14 protein-coding genes and 1 pseudogene are annotated in these 15279 nt (G+C 60.7%); 5 read left to right on the forward strand and 10 right to left on the reverse strand.

Annotation, left to right across the window (positions count from 1 at the left end):
* Nucleotides 1-39 precede the first annotated feature (39 nt).
* Entirely contained in the window at nucleotides 40-450 is a 411-nt protein-coding gene (locus tag AB4N42_RS26985) for an HPF/RaiA family ribosome-associated protein (protein ID WP_030139911.1), read from the reverse strand.
* A gap of 44 nt (nucleotides 451-494) precedes the next feature.
* The gene (locus AB4N42_RS26990) at nucleotides 495-680 is read right to left on the reverse strand and encodes a hypothetical protein (protein ID WP_431146163.1); all 186 of its coding nucleotides are present in this window, start codon (nucleotides 678-680) and stop codon (nucleotides 495-497) included.
* A gap of 290 nt (nucleotides 681-970) precedes the next feature.
* Between AB4N42_RS26990 and AB4N42_RS26995 the strand changes: the two genes are divergently transcribed.
* On the forward strand, nucleotides 971-1288 hold the full coding sequence (locus tag AB4N42_RS26995) for a DUF3509 domain-containing protein (RefSeq protein ID WP_030139910.1): 318 nt from the start codon (nucleotides 971-973) through the stop codon (nucleotides 1286-1288).
* Here AB4N42_RS26995 and AB4N42_RS27000 read toward each other — a convergent pair.
* Entirely contained in the window at nucleotides 1285-1785 is a 501-nt protein-coding gene (locus tag AB4N42_RS27000; protein ID WP_030139909.1) for a phosphate-starvation-inducible protein PsiE, read from the reverse strand. The two genes, AB4N42_RS26995 and AB4N42_RS27000, sit on opposite strands and share 4 nt — an antisense overlap.
* 288 nt (nucleotides 1786-2073) lie before the next feature.
* Here AB4N42_RS27000 and AB4N42_RS27005 point away from each other — a divergent pair, with 288 nt between their 5' ends.
* Nucleotides 2074-2334 (forward strand): YebG family protein, encoded by a 261-nt coding sequence (locus tag AB4N42_RS27005; RefSeq protein WP_003205410.1) that lies wholly within the window; start codon nucleotides 2074-2076, stop codon nucleotides 2332-2334.
* Nucleotides 2335-2403: 69 nt separating this feature from the next.
* Here AB4N42_RS27005 and AB4N42_RS27010 read toward each other — a convergent pair whose 3' ends face one another.
* Nucleotides 2404-3795 carry an aminotransferase-like domain-containing protein gene (locus AB4N42_RS27010; RefSeq protein WP_460115582.1) on the reverse strand — a complete coding sequence of 464 codons (1392 nt, stop codon included), beginning with the start codon at nucleotides 3793-3795 and terminating at the stop codon, nucleotides 2404-2406.
* A 320-nt stretch (nucleotides 3796-4115) separates the two neighbouring features.
* Here AB4N42_RS27010 and AB4N42_RS27015 point away from each other — a divergent pair, with 320 nt between their 5' ends.
* Nucleotides 4116-5321, forward strand: coding sequence for a benzoate/H(+) symporter BenE family transporter (locus AB4N42_RS27015; protein ID WP_030139907.1), 1206 nt, complete (start codon nucleotides 4116-4118; stop codon nucleotides 5319-5321).
* Nucleotides 5322-5336: 15 nt separating this feature from the next.
* Here the strand turns inward: AB4N42_RS27015 and AB4N42_RS27020 are convergent, their stop codons facing one another.
* Entirely contained in the window at nucleotides 5337-6356 is a 1020-nt protein-coding gene (locus AB4N42_RS27020; protein WP_030139906.1) for a Glu/Leu/Phe/Val dehydrogenase family protein, read from the reverse strand.
* 185 nt (nucleotides 6357-6541) lie between these two features.
* Between AB4N42_RS27020 and AB4N42_RS27025 the strand changes: the two genes are divergently transcribed.
* Nucleotides 6542-7345, forward strand: coding sequence for a SirB1 family protein (locus AB4N42_RS27025; RefSeq protein WP_198796633.1), 804 nt, complete (start codon nucleotides 6542-6544; stop codon nucleotides 7343-7345).
* Between the two features lie 141 nt (nucleotides 7346-7486).
* Here AB4N42_RS27025 and maiA read toward each other — a convergent pair whose 3' ends face one another.
* The 3 genes and pseudogenes from maiA to hmgA all read right to left on the reverse strand — a co-directional run bounded on the left by maiA (nucleotide 7487) and on the right by hmgA (nucleotide 10749).
* Entirely contained in the window at nucleotides 7487-8125 is a 639-nt protein-coding gene (gene maiA, locus AB4N42_RS27030; RefSeq protein WP_258648921.1) for a maleylacetoacetate isomerase, read from the reverse strand.
* A gap of 23 nt (nucleotides 8126-8148) precedes the next feature.
* Nucleotides 8149-9441: pseudogene (gene fahA, locus AB4N42_RS27035) on the reverse strand (fumarylacetoacetase); the annotation flags it as partial.
* Nucleotides 9442-9444: 3 nt separating this feature from the next.
* A complete protein-coding gene (gene hmgA, locus AB4N42_RS27040) occupies nucleotides 9445-10749 on the reverse strand; it encodes a homogentisate 1,2-dioxygenase (protein WP_460115583.1) in 1305 nt (434 codons plus the stop codon).
* A gap of 151 nt (nucleotides 10750-10900) precedes the next feature.
* Here hmgA and AB4N42_RS27045 point away from each other — a divergent pair, with 151 nt between their 5' ends.
* Nucleotides 10901-11707: an IclR family transcriptional regulator gene (locus tag AB4N42_RS27045; RefSeq protein ID WP_030139901.1), complete on the forward strand. Its 807-nt coding sequence runs from the start codon at nucleotides 10901-10903 to the stop codon at nucleotides 11705-11707.
* Here AB4N42_RS27045 and AB4N42_RS27050 read toward each other — a convergent pair.
* Nucleotides 11687-12382 (reverse strand): hypothetical protein, encoded by a 696-nt coding sequence (locus AB4N42_RS27050; RefSeq protein WP_030139900.1) that lies wholly within the window; start codon nucleotides 12380-12382, stop codon nucleotides 11687-11689. The two genes, AB4N42_RS27045 and AB4N42_RS27050, sit on opposite strands and share 21 nt — an antisense overlap.
* Nucleotides 12383-12573: 191 nt before the next feature.
* Entirely contained in the window at nucleotides 12574-15126 is a 2553-nt protein-coding gene (locus AB4N42_RS27055; protein WP_258648919.1) for a LuxR C-terminal-related transcriptional regulator, read from the reverse strand.
* Nucleotides 15127-15279: the final 153 nt, after the last annotated feature.

Consider the following 15279-nt stretch of genomic DNA (forward strand, 5'->3'; position numbering starts at 1 on the left):
AGGCCCGTTTTCAGTCAGACTTAAGTTGGGACGGGGCGATCAACCGTTGAGCGCGGCCCGTTCGTTTTCCAGGAATTCTTCTTCCAGCATGGCATCGGCCAGCGCAATCGACTCGGTCGGCCCGTTGGTGGCAGCGCGCTTGCCGCGCAGTTTGCCGAACAGATGCTCCAACTTGTGTTCCAGTTTGCTGGCCGCGCCTTCGATGGCAAGCTCCAGCGATTCCGCCTTGTGCGTCACCGAAATTGGCTGGTGGCCTTTTGGCCGCGCCTCGAGCTGGCAACGCAAGTCATGGGGACCGGGCTTGTCGCCGTTCTCATCCCCCAAATGGACCTCGACCCGTGTCAGGTCTTCTTCGTAACGTTCGAGCGTGCTTTCAATGGTAGTACGTACCCACTCCTCCAGTCGGATGCTGCTTTGAATATGGTTATCGCTATTGACTTGGATTTGCATAGTTCATCCCTTATTTCGGCTAGCTCGCCAGGGGCCAATCGACGTTAGCGCAACGGCCCCTTGAGTACAGAGTCGGGCTGGCGGAAGAACAATTCAAGCCCTGGAAAAAGATAAATATTGATTTGCAAATAAAGCCGGACAACGGGCAAAAGCGCTGTTAATGTCGGGAGTTGCTTCGCCCCACCCAAGCCCCTCCAAACACCTTCCCTTCTTGCACCGTCAGCGAACATCAACCGCTTCCTGCCCCGAAACGGGCTGCATGGAAAGCCGCATTCCAGAGCATTCGTTCGTCAGGCGCCGTGATCATTGTCCGACAGTTTTTCCGGCATGGCCCTTGCTAACTCCTCTACAGGAGCCTGCAGAAGCTACCGAACGCGGCGAGACGGCGATTCCTTGAGGCTGACGCCCTCCGCAACCTTTGGATGGACACGATCATGGAATGGCCGGTGGTCCGGTATTGCGAACTAATCCCGATCATGGCCGGTCAACAACTGCACGTTCAATCAGGCGGTGACGCATCATGGACAACCCTTTTCAGATCATTACGGACGCCTTCGCGCCGCAGTATCAAATCAACCTGAGCATTCAGGGCCTGGACGGAAGCATCATGCTGACCCTTTCCAAGGGCGGGCGCATCGTCGCCAAGCGCATGATCAGCGCCCAGCAACGCAACGATCCGGAACGGCTCAAACGTCTGGTGCAGAGCATCCAGTTCGGGATCGCCATCGAACAGGGCCACAGCGCCGTGGCCATCCTCGAAGCCATGACCGGCGGTGACAACATCAAAGTGCCGCCACCCCAAGCCCAAGGCCCGGCACCTTCTGCCGCCGGCCTCTAGATTTCGCCCTTTTCCACTTCGGTATGTTCACTGGAACCCGCACCGATCTTGCGGTGCGGATGTTCGATCTTCACCGAAGGGAACTGCGACGAGGCGTAGCGCACCACCAGGATCGCGAACGCCAATAGCAAGATGCCGCCGCACAGGTAGATGATCCCCAGATCAGGCGGGCTGTGGTGGGAGACGTTGGAAATCAGCAGCCGCGTCAGCGCCGTGATCGCCACGTAGATCAAAAACCGTACAGGCATGTGGTTGGTCTTGAAATAGATCCCGACCATCGCACCCAATTCGAGGTAGATGAACAGCAGCAGGATGTCATCGATCTTGATGTGTCCCGTTTCGATCATCTGCAGGAATTCCATTACCGCAGCCCATGCGGTCACCGCACCAATGGCGAACAGCGCCAGGTAGTGAAACGTCTCGACGAACAGGTTGCCCAGCGATTCGGCCAGTTGATGCACGTTCTGGCGCAGGTTCTCGGCCCAGTTGATTTTCACGATGTAGTTTCCTTAGGTCGACTCGACCGGATGATGCGGGTTGGACGTGACGGTTGTTCTGCATGCAGAAAAAAGGCCAGTGTCCTCGATGAGATGGCGATGGGCTGGTATTCGACACGTGTCACACGAAACGGCGGCGTCGCGAACAGGCACGGCTTACGCGACAAGACTCGAAACCGGCTACATTAAAAAGCCACTATCCAAAGGGAAGGGATTCGCTTATTCTTTCGCCTGTATATAAATACAGTAGTCGCACGATAACCAATGTGAAGGCATGTGAGGTGGTGAATGGCCGTCGAAGTGGTATACCGCAGCAGCCGAGATCTGGAGCGCTTGTTCATGGATAAAGCCGAAGCTGACCGTCATGACAAAATGCTGGAGCTCGCCGAATTGCTGGCCGAGGTGTTGCAAAAAGCCGTTCCATCGCTGAGCGAGCAACAGGTGGAAGAAGCCGGGATCTACATGGCGAAGAATCGCGATGTGTTCGCCAAGGCATTCAAGAGCCAGCCGGACGCCCTGTCCGAGTTGCTCAACCCGTCGGACGAATGACCAAAAGATCGCAGCCTTCGGCAGCACCTACACCGCGTAGGCGCTGCCGAAGGCTGCGATCTTTTTTTATCAATAGAAACGACGCGGGTCCGAATCGATCAGGCTGGCGAGCTTGGTCAGGGCGAAACGCAATTCGTCCTGGCTGGTGGGGGACATCAGCACCAGGCGCACGCACCGGCTGGCGGTGCCTGAACGTTCAGCCTGGAACTGGCTGCCACTGAGTACCAATACGCCATTGGCTCGGGCGAGCATGGTGAATTCGTCGCTGGTCCATGGCTCGGGCAACGTCAACCAGACGTGATACGAGTAAGGCTGGGCCTTGAGCTCGAACCTGGCGAAGACTTCTTGGGCAATCGCTTGCCGCGCAGCCGCTTCGTTGCGCTGGATGCGAACCAGCTTCTTGTCCAGGCCCTCCGTGATCACGTTGCTGGCCAACTGCGCGGTCAACGGCGAGGGCATCCAGACGCTGCTGCGCACCATCGAGGTCAAGCGCGACAGCAGTTTCGGCGGGCTATGGAGATAGCCGATGCGAAGCGCCGGCATGACGGACTTGGACAGGCTGGTCAGGTACACCGAACGGTCCGGTGCAAAGGCGGCCAACGGCTTGGTCGAAGGATCGGTCGCGAGAAAACCGTAGATATCATCGTCCAGGATGATGAAGTCGAACTCTTCGGCCAGCGCCGCAATCTGGGCCCGGCGTTGTTGCGACATGATTGCGGCCGTGGGGTTCTGGCACGTCGCCACGCAAATCAGCATGGCCGGTTTTTCCCGCAGGCACAGCTCGCGCAACGCCTCGGGAATGATGCCTTCGTCATCCATCGGCACGCCGCGCAGGCGACGTTCCAGGCCATGGGCAAGGGAAATGATGCCGGGATAGCAAAGCGCTTCGCACAGCACCAGGTCGCCAGCACGGGTCAAGGCGCTCATCGCTACCATCAAGCCATGCTGGGCACCCGACGTGATGACCACCTGTTGCCATTGAGCGTCGGGCAATGAATGGCGAAGCCATTGCGCCCCTGCCTCACGATGGGCCGGATGCCCACCGTCGGGGGCGTAATCCAGGGCGCGAGCGAAATCGGTGCTCCTGGCCATGCCCACCAGCGCACCGCGCAACCAATAATCCAACGTCTCGCTGTAGGGTTTGATGATCGACAGATCAAGTAATTCAGGCTGGCCAAGGTTGAGCGCCACGGCACTGTTGCTCGTCGGCAGTTCAAGTAACTGGCGGTTGAGCACATAAGTGCCGCGTCCCACTTCCCCGCGCACCAAATGACGCCGATGGGCTTCGCTGTATGCCCGGCTGATGGTGCCCGGCGTGACATCCAACGCACTGGCCAGCTCCCGCAGCGTCGGCAGCCGATCACCTTCATTCAACACTCCACTGTCGATATCGCGCGCCAGTGCATCGGCGATCGACAGGTACATCGGCTGGCTGGTGTCGCTTAGCTGGGGAACCCACATGAATGACGAATGCCCATCGTAGAAATGATCAGTGGCCGAGCATAGCACAAGGCGCCGTGCGGCTCATTCCGGCAAGCGGCGCAAATTGAGTTGATTGAATCGATTCACTGCTTTGCCAGAATGCCGAAGCACGAAAAGCCGTATAGCCAGATGAAATCGCCTACACAGCGATAAAACGTAGCGCCGTGAAAATATTTCAATGATTAATCACCGCGCCTATTGAATCGATTCAATCCGTTCAAATACACTCACGAAAATCGACTCAATCAATTCCCCCAACCGCCAACATTCGGGTGCCCAGCGCGCCAAGCCGAGACCTCATGGACACAATCAGAAAGGATCTATCCCTCTCCGCGATCATCGCAGGCTTTATTGCCGTGATCATTTCCTACGCCGGCCCACTGATCATCGTGTTCCAGGCCGCCAAGGAAGCACAGCTGCCCAACGATGTGGTGTCGTCATGGATCTGGGCCATTTCCATTGGCAGCGGGGTGACAGGGCTGTTCCTGAGCTGGCGCCTGCGGGTTCCGGTGATCACGGCGTGGTCGACGCCGGGCGCGGCGTTGCTGGTGTCGATGCTGCCCACCGTAACCCTGCCCCAGGCCATCGGCGCCTACATCGTGGCTTCGGTAATCATCGCCGTGGTCGGCCTGTCCGGCGCGTTCGACAAACTGATGAGCCGCCTGCCCAAGGCCATTGCCGCCGCCATGCTCGCCGGCATCCTGTTCCGCTTCGGCGCCGGGCTGTTCACGTCCATTGAACTGCAACCGGTGTTGGTGTTGGCGATGATCGCGGCCTATCTGGCCTTCAAGCGCTTCTCGCCACGCTACGCGATCCTGTCGGTGCTGATCATCGGCTGCGCGGTGGCAGCTTCGTTCGGCGAACTCAACAGCGGCTCGATCGATGTTGCGGTGGCCCATCCGGTCTTCATCGCCCCGCAGTGGAGCTGGCACGCGATCATCAACATCGGCCTGCCGCTGGCGCTGGTCACCTTGACCGGTCAATACGTGCCGGGCATGGCCGTGCTGCGCACCGCCGGCTATGACACGCCGGCTCGCTCGATCATTTCCTTCACCGCCATCGGCTCGATCCTGATGGCTCCGTTCGGCTCCCATGGCTTGAACCTGGCCGCGATCACCGCAGCGATCTGCACCGGCCGCGAAGCCCATGAGGACCGCGACAAACGCTACATCGCCGGGATTGCCTGCGGGGTCTTCTACATCCTGATGGGCATTTTTGGCGCGACCTTGGCCTCGGTGTTTTCCGCGCTGCCGAAAGAATTGATCGCGTCCCTCGCCGGCCTGGCCTTGTTCGGCGCGATCAGTGCCGGGCTGACCGGTGCCATGGCCGACGACAAACAACGGGAAGCCGCGCTGATCACCTTCCTGGTGACAGCGTCGGGCATGAGCTTCCTCGGTTTGGCCGCCGCATTCTGGGGACTGATCTTTGGTCTCGTGGCGCATTTCGCATTGAACTACAGCCGCGAACGCCGGGCCGCCGTACTGGCCGAGGGCAGTCGCCCCTAGTACCTCGCGACGGCGTCATCGGTACAACAAACGCTCCGCCAACTCATCGGCCACCCGGGCTGGCGAGCGTTTTTCCGCCTGGGCGTGGGCGAAGACTTCCGTGAGCCGGGCGCCGATCTTCGACAGGTGCGCGGTGATGGTCGGCAACTCTTCGCCGCGATGCTTCAGGGCGACATAGATCAGGCCGCCGGAGTTGATCACGTAGTCCGGCGCATAGAGGATCCCGCGCCTCTCCAATTGATCAGCCACCTGCAAGTTGCTCAGTTGGTTATGAGCCGAGCCGGCGACCGCCGAGCAACGCAGTTGCGCCACGCTGTGGCTGTTGAGCACGCCGCCGAGCCCGCAAGGCGCCAGGATGTCACACGGTGTGCTGAGCAATGCATCGTTGGCGATGGGGTGGGCACCCAATTGCTCCATGGCCAACTGGACCTTGCCGGGGTCGATGTCGCTGACCAGCAGTTCCGCGCCCGCCGCGTGCAGTTGTTCGGCCAGGGCATAACCGACGTTGCCCAAGCCCTGGATCGCGACGCGCAGGCTCTCCAGGTTATCGCTGCCCAAACGGGCCATCGCCGTGGCGCGAATACCGGCGAAGACGCCCATCGCCGCGTGCGGCGCCGGGTCTCCCGAGGCGGTGGTGCTGGTGACGTGACGGGTTTGCTGGGCGATGCAGTCCATGTCCGCCACCGACGTCCCGCTGTCGATGGCGGTGATATAGCGGCCATCCAGTTGCTCGATGCAACGGCCAAAGGCTTCGAACAGCGCGGCCCGGCTTTCGACATGCGCAGGGCGCATGATGACCGCCACTCCGCCCCCCACGGGCAAGCCGGCCAGGGCAGCCTTGTAGCTCATGCCCTGGGCCAGGCGCACAGCGTCGGCCACGGCACTTTCGTCGTCGGGGTAGGAAAGATAACGACAACCTCCCAGGGCAGGCCCCGGACGGCTGCAATGAATGGCAATCACCGCCTTCAACCCGGTCACCGGGTCTACGCTTAAGTGCAGCGATTCAAGGCGGGAGCTTTGCATGAGAGCGAACATCGACAGGCTCCCGAATCACTTTTGTCTGTTTCGCCAGTATAGGCGTGCGCTCGAAAATTGCTGGAGTTCGCCGGAATAAGCATGAGTCGTTGCCTGTTATTTCGGCATAACCTGTTACTGCGTATTTGTGAGACTGGACGAAAACCCATGGCAGAGCTAAAACGAGGCATAGCCCGGAGATTGTGATGACGCCGCGCCAAGCCTTTTTTGATTGCCTGCACCGCTCCCCACCGGCGCTGTTCGAAGCAGCGCTATGGATCGCCGCTGAACATGATCGCGAGTTGGATGTACCGACGCTGTTGAAGGACTTCAAGGATCTGCAACGGCAGGTCAGCCACGGCCTGCCCATGTTGCCGGTCAGTGAATTGGGCCAGCCCTTGCTTCGACGCCTCAATGACCTGGGTTTCGCCCAGGATGATTCCACCCCGCTACGGCCCCGCGCGGCACTGCTGGACAAGGTCCTGGCGCACAAACGGGGTCAGCCCCTGGCCCTCGGCCTGATCGCCCTGGAGTTGGCCCGCGGCCTGGAAATCCCAATGGCCGGTGTCAATTTCCCCGGCCATTTCCTGCTACGCGTACCCGGTGCCGACCATCTGCTCGACCCGTGCGGCGGCCGACGGTTGTACCCCAATGATTGCCGGGAACTGCTGCAGCGTCAGTACGGCACGAACATGCCGCTCAAGGCCGAGCATATGTTCAATGCCGAGCCGATGCAGATGCTGCAACGGTTGTCGCGCAACCTGCGGCAATTGCACCTGGCGAACGATGACTACATCGCGGCGCTGATCGATGCCGAACGAGTGCTCGAAATGGGCAACGCCAACGCCGCCGACTACCTGGCGCGCGCCAGTCTTTACCAGCGCCTCGACTGCCCTAACGCTGAGCGCTTCGACCTTGAGCACGCGCTGATGCTCAGTGAAGATCCGATCCAGCGGCTGCGCCTGACCGAGCGACTGGGGCATTTGCCGCCCAATTCGATTGTGCACTGAATGAGTACGGGCTTTGGATTTTTGTGGTGATTGCTGGATCGCCATCGCGAGCAAGCTCGCTCCCACAGAGAGCCTGGGTCTGGCGCCATCTGTGTGGGAGCGAGCTTGCTCGCGATGACGGTAAGCCGGCTTGCGCCAATTTCAAGCCGGGGTGTCAGGCTGATTCGCCGGATGCGCCTTCTGGAACGCTGCATGTCCGGTCGCCAACGCCGCAACCCGCCGGATTCGCGGATACGGTTGCAACGAGACATTGAACCGCTCGGCCGCGTACAGCTGCGGGATCAGGTACACATCCGCGATGCCTGGCAGCGCGCCGAAGCAATAGCCGTCATCGCCAATCAACTGCTCCACCGCCGTCAGCCCCTGGCTGATCCAACCCGCGATCCACTCCGCCACCTGCGCTTCGTCGTGTCCCCACTTGCGCAGCTTGTTGAGCACGCTGACGTTGTGCAGGGGATGAATATCGCAGCCAATCAACGCCGCGACACCCCGTTCGTGGGCGCGGGTCGCAAGGTTGTTGCTGAGCAGCGGCACCTGTGGATAACGCTCTTCCAGGTATTCGATGATCGCCGGCGATTGCACCAGCAGCGCGCCCTCATCAGTGCGCAGGGCCGGTACCCGCCCTTGCGGATTGATCGCCAGGTACGCCGGCTGGCGATGCTCGCCCCCCGGTGGGGCGATCAAGTTGACGGGCAGGGCCTGGTAATCCAGCCCCTTGAGCGCCAAGGCAATACGCACCCGATACGACGAAGTGGACCGGTAATAGGTATAGAGTTCCATGCCCCGCTCCTCACCGTGCCGAGCAGGATCTTGCCGCGGCATTCGCCAAAGCCGATGGACGTCACGCCGTCACGACTGCAACGCGCGCGCAGGATGATTTCATCGCCGTCCTCGAGGAATTTGCGAACTTCGCCGGACGCCAATTCGATCGGCTTCTTGCCGCCCTCGGTGATTTCCAGCAGGCTGCCGAATTGGCCGCTTTCCGGCCCCGACAACGTACCCGAGCCAAACAGGTCACCTGCCTGCAACTGGCAGCCGTTGACGCTGTGGTGCGCCACCATCTGCGCCACGGTCCAGTACATGTATCGGGTGTTGCTGAGGGTCAACCGATGGGCTGGCAGGTTCTGTTCGCGCATGGTTTCGGTCAGCAGCAGCACCTCCAACTCGATGTCGAATGCACCACCGGCCTGGTCACGCTTGTCCAGCAGGTACGGCAGCGGCTGCGGATCGCCCTCGGGACGCGCCGGTTGGGGACGACGGAACGGTTCCAGGGCTTCAGCGGTGACCACCCAGGGCGAGACACTGGTCAGGAAACTTTTCGACAGGAACGGCCCCAGCGGCTGATATTCCCAGGCCTGGATATCCCGCGCCGACCAATCGTTGAGCAGACAGAAACCGGCAATGTGCTCGGCAGCATCGCCGATGGCGATGGGCTCGCCCAAGGCGTTGCCCTGGCCGATCCAGATGCCCAGTTCCAGCTCATAGTCCAGGCGCGCGCACGGGCCAAAGGTCGGCTCGGTCTGGCCAGCCGGCAAGGTCTGGCCCTTCGGGCGGCGCACATCGGTGCCGGAAGGGCGGACCGTCGAGGCGCGACCGTGGTAGCCGATGGGCACGTATTTGTAGTTGGGCAGCAGCGGATTGTCAGGCCGGAACAGCTTGCCGACATTTTGCGCGTGCTCGATGCCGACGTAGAAATCGGTGTAGTCGTTGATTTTTGCGGGCAGGTGCATCTGGCAATCCGCCGCACGGGGCAACAGGCTGTCACCCTGGGCTTCGATCTTGTCCCGCAGCGGACTGTCTTCGCGCAGCAGCTCCAGGAGCCGTTCACGCAGGGCGACCCGGGCGGTGCGGCCCAGGTCGAAGAAAGCGTTCAGTTGACCACCTTCCATGGCCGCGACCGCATCGCCTGCCGCGCCCTCGAACAGGCCTGCCTGCAACGCTGCCTGCAGATCGAAAATCCGCTCGCCAATGGCAACGCCGCTCCGCGGGGCGCCGCCAGCGATGCTGAAAATGCCCAGCGGCAGGTTCTGCAGCGGGAAGTCGGCATGACCGTTGGCGGAGGCGACCCAACTGCGGGTGGAGGAAACGTGATTCATGGATTATCTCCGGGTCGGGTCGAACGTGACTGGCAACGAGGCCCAGCAGGCATCGTAGTCCGTTTGCAATTGGGGGCAGTCCAGGGCGAAACGGCTCGGGCGCAGGACTTGGCTGGTCTCGAACATGAACGCCATGGTGTTGTCGATTTTCGCCGGCTTGAGTTCGGCATTGATGGCCTTGGTGCACGTTTCACCGTCGGGACCATGGGCACTCATGCAGCTGTGCAACGATGCGCCTCCGGGCAGGAAACCTTCGGCCTTGGCGTCGTAGGCGCCCTGGATCAGGCCCATGAATTCATTCATCAGGTTGCGGTGGAACCACGGCGGACGGAAGGTGTTTTCCGCCACCATCCAGCGCGGCGGAAAGATCACGAAATCGAGGTTTGCCAGGCCGTGGACACTGGTGGGCGAGGTCAACACGGTGAAGATCGACGGATCCGGGTGGTCGAAGCTGACCGTGCCGATGGTGTTGAATCGACGCAGGTCATATTTGTACGGCACGTTATTGCCATGCCAGGCCACCACGTCGAACGGTGAATGATCCAGCTCGCACGCCCACAACTCACCCAGGAATTTCTGTACCAGCGTGGTCGGTTGCGCGAGGTTTTCGTAATGGGCGACGGGCGTCAGGAAATCCCGTGGATTGGCCAGGCCATTGCTGCCGATAGGCCCCAGGTCCGGCAATCTCAATGGCGCGCCATGGTTCTCGGCGATGTAGCCGCGGGCCTGCGGGTCGAGGAGCTCGACGCGCAACTTCAGCCCTCGCGGCAGCACGGCAATTTCCAGTGGCGCCAGTTCCAGCACACCCAACTCGGTGACGATCCGCAAGCGCCCGAGTTGCGGCACGACCAGCCATTCGCCATCGGCATTGAAGAACACCCGTTCCATGGAGCAGTTCGCGCGATAGTGATAGATGCTGATGCCCGCCGGCTTGTCCGAACCGGCGTTGGCCGCCATGCGCACCAGCCCGTCGATGAAATCGGTCGGCTGCACAGGGATCTCCAGCGGGTTCCAGCGCAGGCGATTAGGCGTGACCTCACCCAGTGGACCACCCGCCAACTGACGATCAAGCCTGGCAAAGGCCGGATGATTGGCCGAGGGTCGGATGCGGTACATCCAGGTTCGCCGCGTTTCGCTGCGGGCCATGGTGAAAGCGGTGCCAGAAAACAGTTCGGCATAGAGACCGTACGGTGCTTTCTGCGGAGAGTTCTGGCCAACCGGCAGTGCGCCAGGCAACGCTTCGCTGGCGAACTCGTTGCCGAAGCCAGACAGATAAGCCAGATCCGACGCCGTGGAATCGAGGTTCATGGAGCCTCCTGGGATGCGGCCCATCACATCGTGCAATGTTCGAGGCGCACCGGGTTATTTTTATCGTAATTCAATTACGCATAACGTAATTTGCTCGGCAGCGACCGTCAAGCTATAAAGACGCCCATTCGCCCTCCGGACCCGCACTTCCATGGAAAACCTGCCCAGCAACGGTAAACAGAAAGTCCGCTCGGCCGAGGTCGGCACCGACATCCTCAAGGCGCTGGCCGAACTCTCCCCCTCCACATCGTTGTCGCGCCTGGCCGAACACGTGCAGATGCCGGCGAGCAAGGTCCATCGCTATCTGCAGGCCTTGATCGCCAGCGGATTCGCCGAACAGAACACCGCCACCAACCACTACGGCCTGGGTCGCGAAGCCTTGCGCGTGGGGCTGGCGGCCTTGAACGGCATGGACGTGCTGCAAGTGGCCGCCCTGCCCTTGGCAGAGCTGCGCGACGACTTGAACGAAACCTGTTTCCTGGCAGTGTGGGGGAACCACGGCGCGACCGTGGTACGGATCGAACCGGCCGTGCGAGCCGTCACCGTGGTGACGCAACTGGGCTCGGTCTTGCCGTTGCTCAGTTCATCCACGGGCCTGGTTTTCAGCGCCTACTTGCCGGAGCGCGAAACCGTCGGACTGCGTGACGAGGAAGTCCGCGCCGCCCGCGCTCATCCGCTGGCAGATGACCAGGCCTACGCGGCGCTGTGCGAACAAATACGTCAACGCGGCCTGCATCATGTCCACGGTTTGCTGATGCCCGGGGTAGACGCGTTGTCCGCGCCGGTTTTCAACGCCATGGGCCACGTCACGGCGGTCATGACCATTGTCGGCCCGACGTCGCTGTTTCATGCCGATGAGAACGGCCCGGCGGCGCAACGCTTGTTGGCGGCGACCCGGGCCGTGAGCTGGCGGATGGGCTATGAGACCGATCCCGGATCAGATCAGGAAGCCCGGTAAGACTTTGATCAGCAGGTCGTTAAGGTATCCGGCGGTCAACTGTGGATGCCGATGCTCCTCCTTGCCACTGTAGGGGACCGAATAGACCGCGCCATCCCTTCCATGGCAGGGAATCTCATCATTGTCGAAGTACCCCAGCAGCTGATCTACCAGCTTTGCGGATGAGGTGATGATCCGATCGCCAAAGTCATCTGTGGCAAAATCGGTTACATAGATGCTATTCAGATCGACGCCAGGCAAATGAAACTTCAACGCCATCTCCACTTCCTCTACAGCCAGAGGCCTCAGGCGAGTGCGGGACAACGCCATCGACGGTTCGTCAGTCAGGCTCGAAACGATGTCGGCGACGATCTTTTCAAAGGCAACAAGATTCAGCGCCTTGATCCGATCTTCATTGGCGAAGGAGTAGCGCTTGCTGAAAATCTCGCTGACGCCTTGCGTGTAGGTCGGGCTGGACTTTCTTTCGACACACGCCAGCGCTTCTTCAAACAAGGTGATCGAACGAGCAAACTCGGCGCTGGACGAGCTTTCCAAAATATTTAGATAGCTGTTGTGTGGATTGACGTTCAACCCATCCAACGCCTGCCCCAGCAAGATCTCCACGGCGAAATCGACGCGGGTTGCTTTCAAGGCAAGAAGCTTTTGCGAATATGAAGAAAATAATGGTGCGTACATAAACATCCTTGTTCGGTATTGGTTACGAACTTCATGTTCGTTCCGTTGATGGCGCCTGTTACGGCGACTTACTTTTTTATTGAAATCCGGGACTAACCAAACTCCCTTTCCAATGTAAGCCCGACACTTATACATCAAACGTTCTCCGTTACTTCCCAAACAAGTGTAAGTATGAGTAAAACGTCCCGAGCTTAATTCATGACGCCCATCACTTTCGCCTTGGCAACCGCTTGCGTACGCCGCTGTACACCCAACTTGCTGTGAATTCGACGCGAATGTGTTTTTACGGTGTGCAATGAAATGAACAACTGCTCGGCGATCTGTTGGTTTGAATAACCTTGCGCGATCAATTCCAGCACTTCCAACTCACGCTGGCTGAGCAGGGTCTCTTCGGTCTGCACGGTTGGCTGCTCGATGTGTCCGGCCGATTCAAACCAGCGCAACAGTTCAGGCTGACGCAAGCGCAGCTCGCGCAGGGCCTGTTGCGCTCGCCAACAGGCGACACGCTGCAGACCCTCCTGCAGAAGCGCGCGCGCCTGGGAGCGATCGCCGGTCAGCCAGGTCACCTCAGCCAGGGCGAGGTGCAACTCGGTTTCCAGACCGTGCATTTCACAGCGTTGCGCCTGGGTGATCATGTCCTTGAGCCGGGCCTGGGCATCCTGCGCCCGATGCAGATAGACCTCGGTCAGCACCAGCAGGTACTCAAGACGCGGGATCAGTTCCAGGGTGGCGGGCGGCGCCTGCTTGGCCTGCGGTCCGCAAAAATGCCGCAAGACGCGAGTCAGTACTTCATGGGCCAGTTCCGGGCGTCCCTGTTGCAGCCAGAACTGACAACTGGTTTGCAGCAATACGCCACGGTACACCGTGTCGGGAATGTGCCGCTGCTGCATGATGCGTTCGGCGTCGCGAAGCTGCATGAACGCCTCGCCATAATCGCCCTGGTTGGCGGCAAGGCAGGCCTTGCCAAGAAAGCCATAGAGCACCTGTTTGTCCTGGTTGCGCAGCCCCGTTTCCAGGCCCGCCTGAAAGTGCTCGTCGGCCTGCTCATCCAGGCCCATTCGCAAGGACAGTCGTCCACGACGCAGGGCGATTCTTCCCAGCAACGCGGAAAAATCCTGCCCAGGCTTATCAAGCAGTGCCTGGACTGCACCCAGCAGGTGATCGGCCCGGTGAGGAGCCCCCCGTTGCTCCAGGACCTGGGCATGATCCAGTTCGAGCAGGCCTTCAAATACCAGCGAGCCTTGCGCGCGCGCCAGGCACAGTGCCTGGCGATTGATCCATTGGGCGGACGCCAATTCACCTTTGAGCAACGCCTGCTGTGTCTGACCAATCAGGCACAACACCCGCAGCGCCCAGGCGTCGGGGCCCAGGCTGGCCTGGGCGTGGAGAAAATGCTCGCGGGCCTGTTCGCCGTCGCCTCGAAGGTGCAGCAACCATCCACGCAGGACCTGCCATCGGGCAATCAACTGTCGCTGTTGGCAAGCCAGGGGCTGGGGCATGAATTTGACCAACTGTTCGATGCAGGCCTCGGCCTGGTCGAAACGTCCGGCAAACATCAAGGCCGTGGTCACCAGGCCTACCGATTGCGCTGTCCCGAGCGACAGCGCTTCACCCTGCTGGTCGTGCAGGTTCAGCAAGAGCTGGACGTTGCTGCGTTGCAACACATGTTCGAAATTCAAATGCTGCAGGAAACTGACGGCGGCCTCGAACTCCTCGGCCTGCATGGCTTGCTCGAACGCCATGGGCCAATCCTGTTCGGCGGCGAACCATTGGCAGGCCCGTCGGTGCCAGGAACGCCCCTGGGGCCAAGGTTCATCGCGCACCAGCCGGGCCAGCGGCGGGAAAATCTGCAGCCAGTCCGAAGACGCTTCCCACGGCTCGATAAAACAGCCCAGGTCCCGCAACAGGGGAAGACACTCAGCCCCCACGGTGTCACCGAACAGATGCTCGCAGAGCCGGGCATTGAAACGCGGCAGATGCGCCAACACCCGCCAGGCCTGGGCCAGCTCGGGCGTGAGGCTGCCGAACAGTTCGTATTCCAGGTAATCGAGCAATGTACCGGGACGCCCCGGCGCGGCGTGACGACGCGCCCATTCACAACGTTCCAGCAATGTGATGCGCACCCCGGCGCACCAGCCACCGCTGCGCTGGATGACTTCGCGGGCGGTGCGGGCCGCCAGCGGGCCGGGCAAATGGCTGAGGAATTGCTGGACATCCTCGACGCCAAACACCAAGGCTTTCGCGTCGAACTCATACAGCTCGTCATCGAGCAACAGGCGCGGCCAGTTGCAGTGAGGGCGCCGGCGGCCATTGAGCCACAGGTGCAGCGCCGGACTGCTGGCGTTCAACAAACGGTCGAGCAAATGGTCCAGCTCAGGATTGGGCACCCGGCAATAATCGTCCAGGAACAGCCACGTGGGGGCCTGCAAACGGGCCAGATGGGCCGACAGGCTTGCTTCATCCGTGACGGGCAGGCCAAGGGCTTGCGCCAGGCATTCACACAGCTGCGCGGCATCGAGTGCCGCGCCTGCCAACGGCAGCCAGTGCAACCGGCATTCAGCCGGGGCCTGCAAGAAGCATTCGGCGAACAATGCGCTTTTGCCGCTGCCGGCCGGCGCGCAAAGCAGCTTGACTCGTGCCTCGGACGCCAGCAGGGGCTCGCTCAACGACCGGCGCGACACATGCGTCGAAGACAGGCGAGGCAACAGCCCAGGACGGTCCGGACACGGAGTCATGGCGGTCATTGTGCAAGGTCCCTTTTATTGTTGTTCCTTCACCCTAGACCTCTGTCGACCACCTTAGGAGAAGTATTCAGCGCGCTGATTGGCGGCCATAAAAAAAAAGACCGGCAGCTCGGCTGCCGGTCTTCGATTTGCGTATTTCTCCTAGGGGCGATT

The organism is Pseudomonas sp. H2_D02, assembly GCF_054677635.1.

Bases quoted from the DNA above. Each gene is read 5' to 3' on its own strand.
- AB4N42_RS27015 (WP_030139907.1), top strand. From the start codon at position 4,116: ATGGACACAATCAGAAAGGATCTATCCCTCTCCGCGATCATCGCAGGC.
- AB4N42_RS27025 (WP_198796633.1), top strand. From the start codon at position 6,542: ATGACGCCGCGCCAAGCCTTTTTTGATTGCCTGCACCGCTCCCCACCG.
- AB4N42_RS27005 (WP_003205410.1), top strand. From the start codon at position 2,074: ATGGCCGTCGAAGTGGTATACCGCAGCAGCCGAGATCTGGAGCGCTTG.
- maiA (WP_258648921.1), bottom strand. From the start codon at position 8,125: ATGGAACTCTATACCTATTACCGGTCCACTTCGTCGTATCGGGTGCGT.
- AB4N42_RS26995 (WP_030139910.1), top strand. From the start codon at position 971: ATGGACAACCCTTTTCAGATCATTACGGACGCCTTCGCGCCGCAGTAT.
- AB4N42_RS27010 (WP_460115582.1), bottom strand. From the start codon at position 3,795: ATGTGGGTTCCCCAGCTAAGCGACACCAGCCAGCCGATGTACCTGTCG.
- AB4N42_RS27045 (WP_030139901.1), top strand. From the start codon at position 10,901: ATGGAAAACCTGCCCAGCAACGGTAAACAGAAAGTCCGCTCGGCCGAG.
- AB4N42_RS26990 (WP_431146163.1), bottom strand. From the start codon at position 680: ATGTTCGCTGACGGTGCAAGAAGGGAAGGTGTTTGGAGGGGCTTGGGT.
- AB4N42_RS26985 (WP_030139911.1), bottom strand. From the start codon at position 450: ATGCAAATCCAAGTCAATAGCGATAACCATATTCAAAGCAGCATCCGA.
- AB4N42_RS27050 (WP_030139900.1), bottom strand. From the start codon at position 12,382: ATGTACGCACCATTATTTTCTTCATATTCGCAAAAGCTTCTTGCCTTG.
- AB4N42_RS27055 (WP_258648919.1), bottom strand. From the start codon at position 15,126: ATGACCGCCATGACTCCGTGTCCGGACCGTCCTGGGCTGTTGCCTCGC.
- AB4N42_RS27020 (WP_030139906.1), bottom strand. From the start codon at position 6,356: ATGTTCGCTCTCATGCAAAGCTCCCGCCTTGAATCGCTGCACTTAAGC.
- hmgA (WP_460115583.1), bottom strand. From the start codon at position 10,749: ATGAACCTCGATTCCACGGCGTCGGATCTGGCTTATCTGTCTGGCTTC.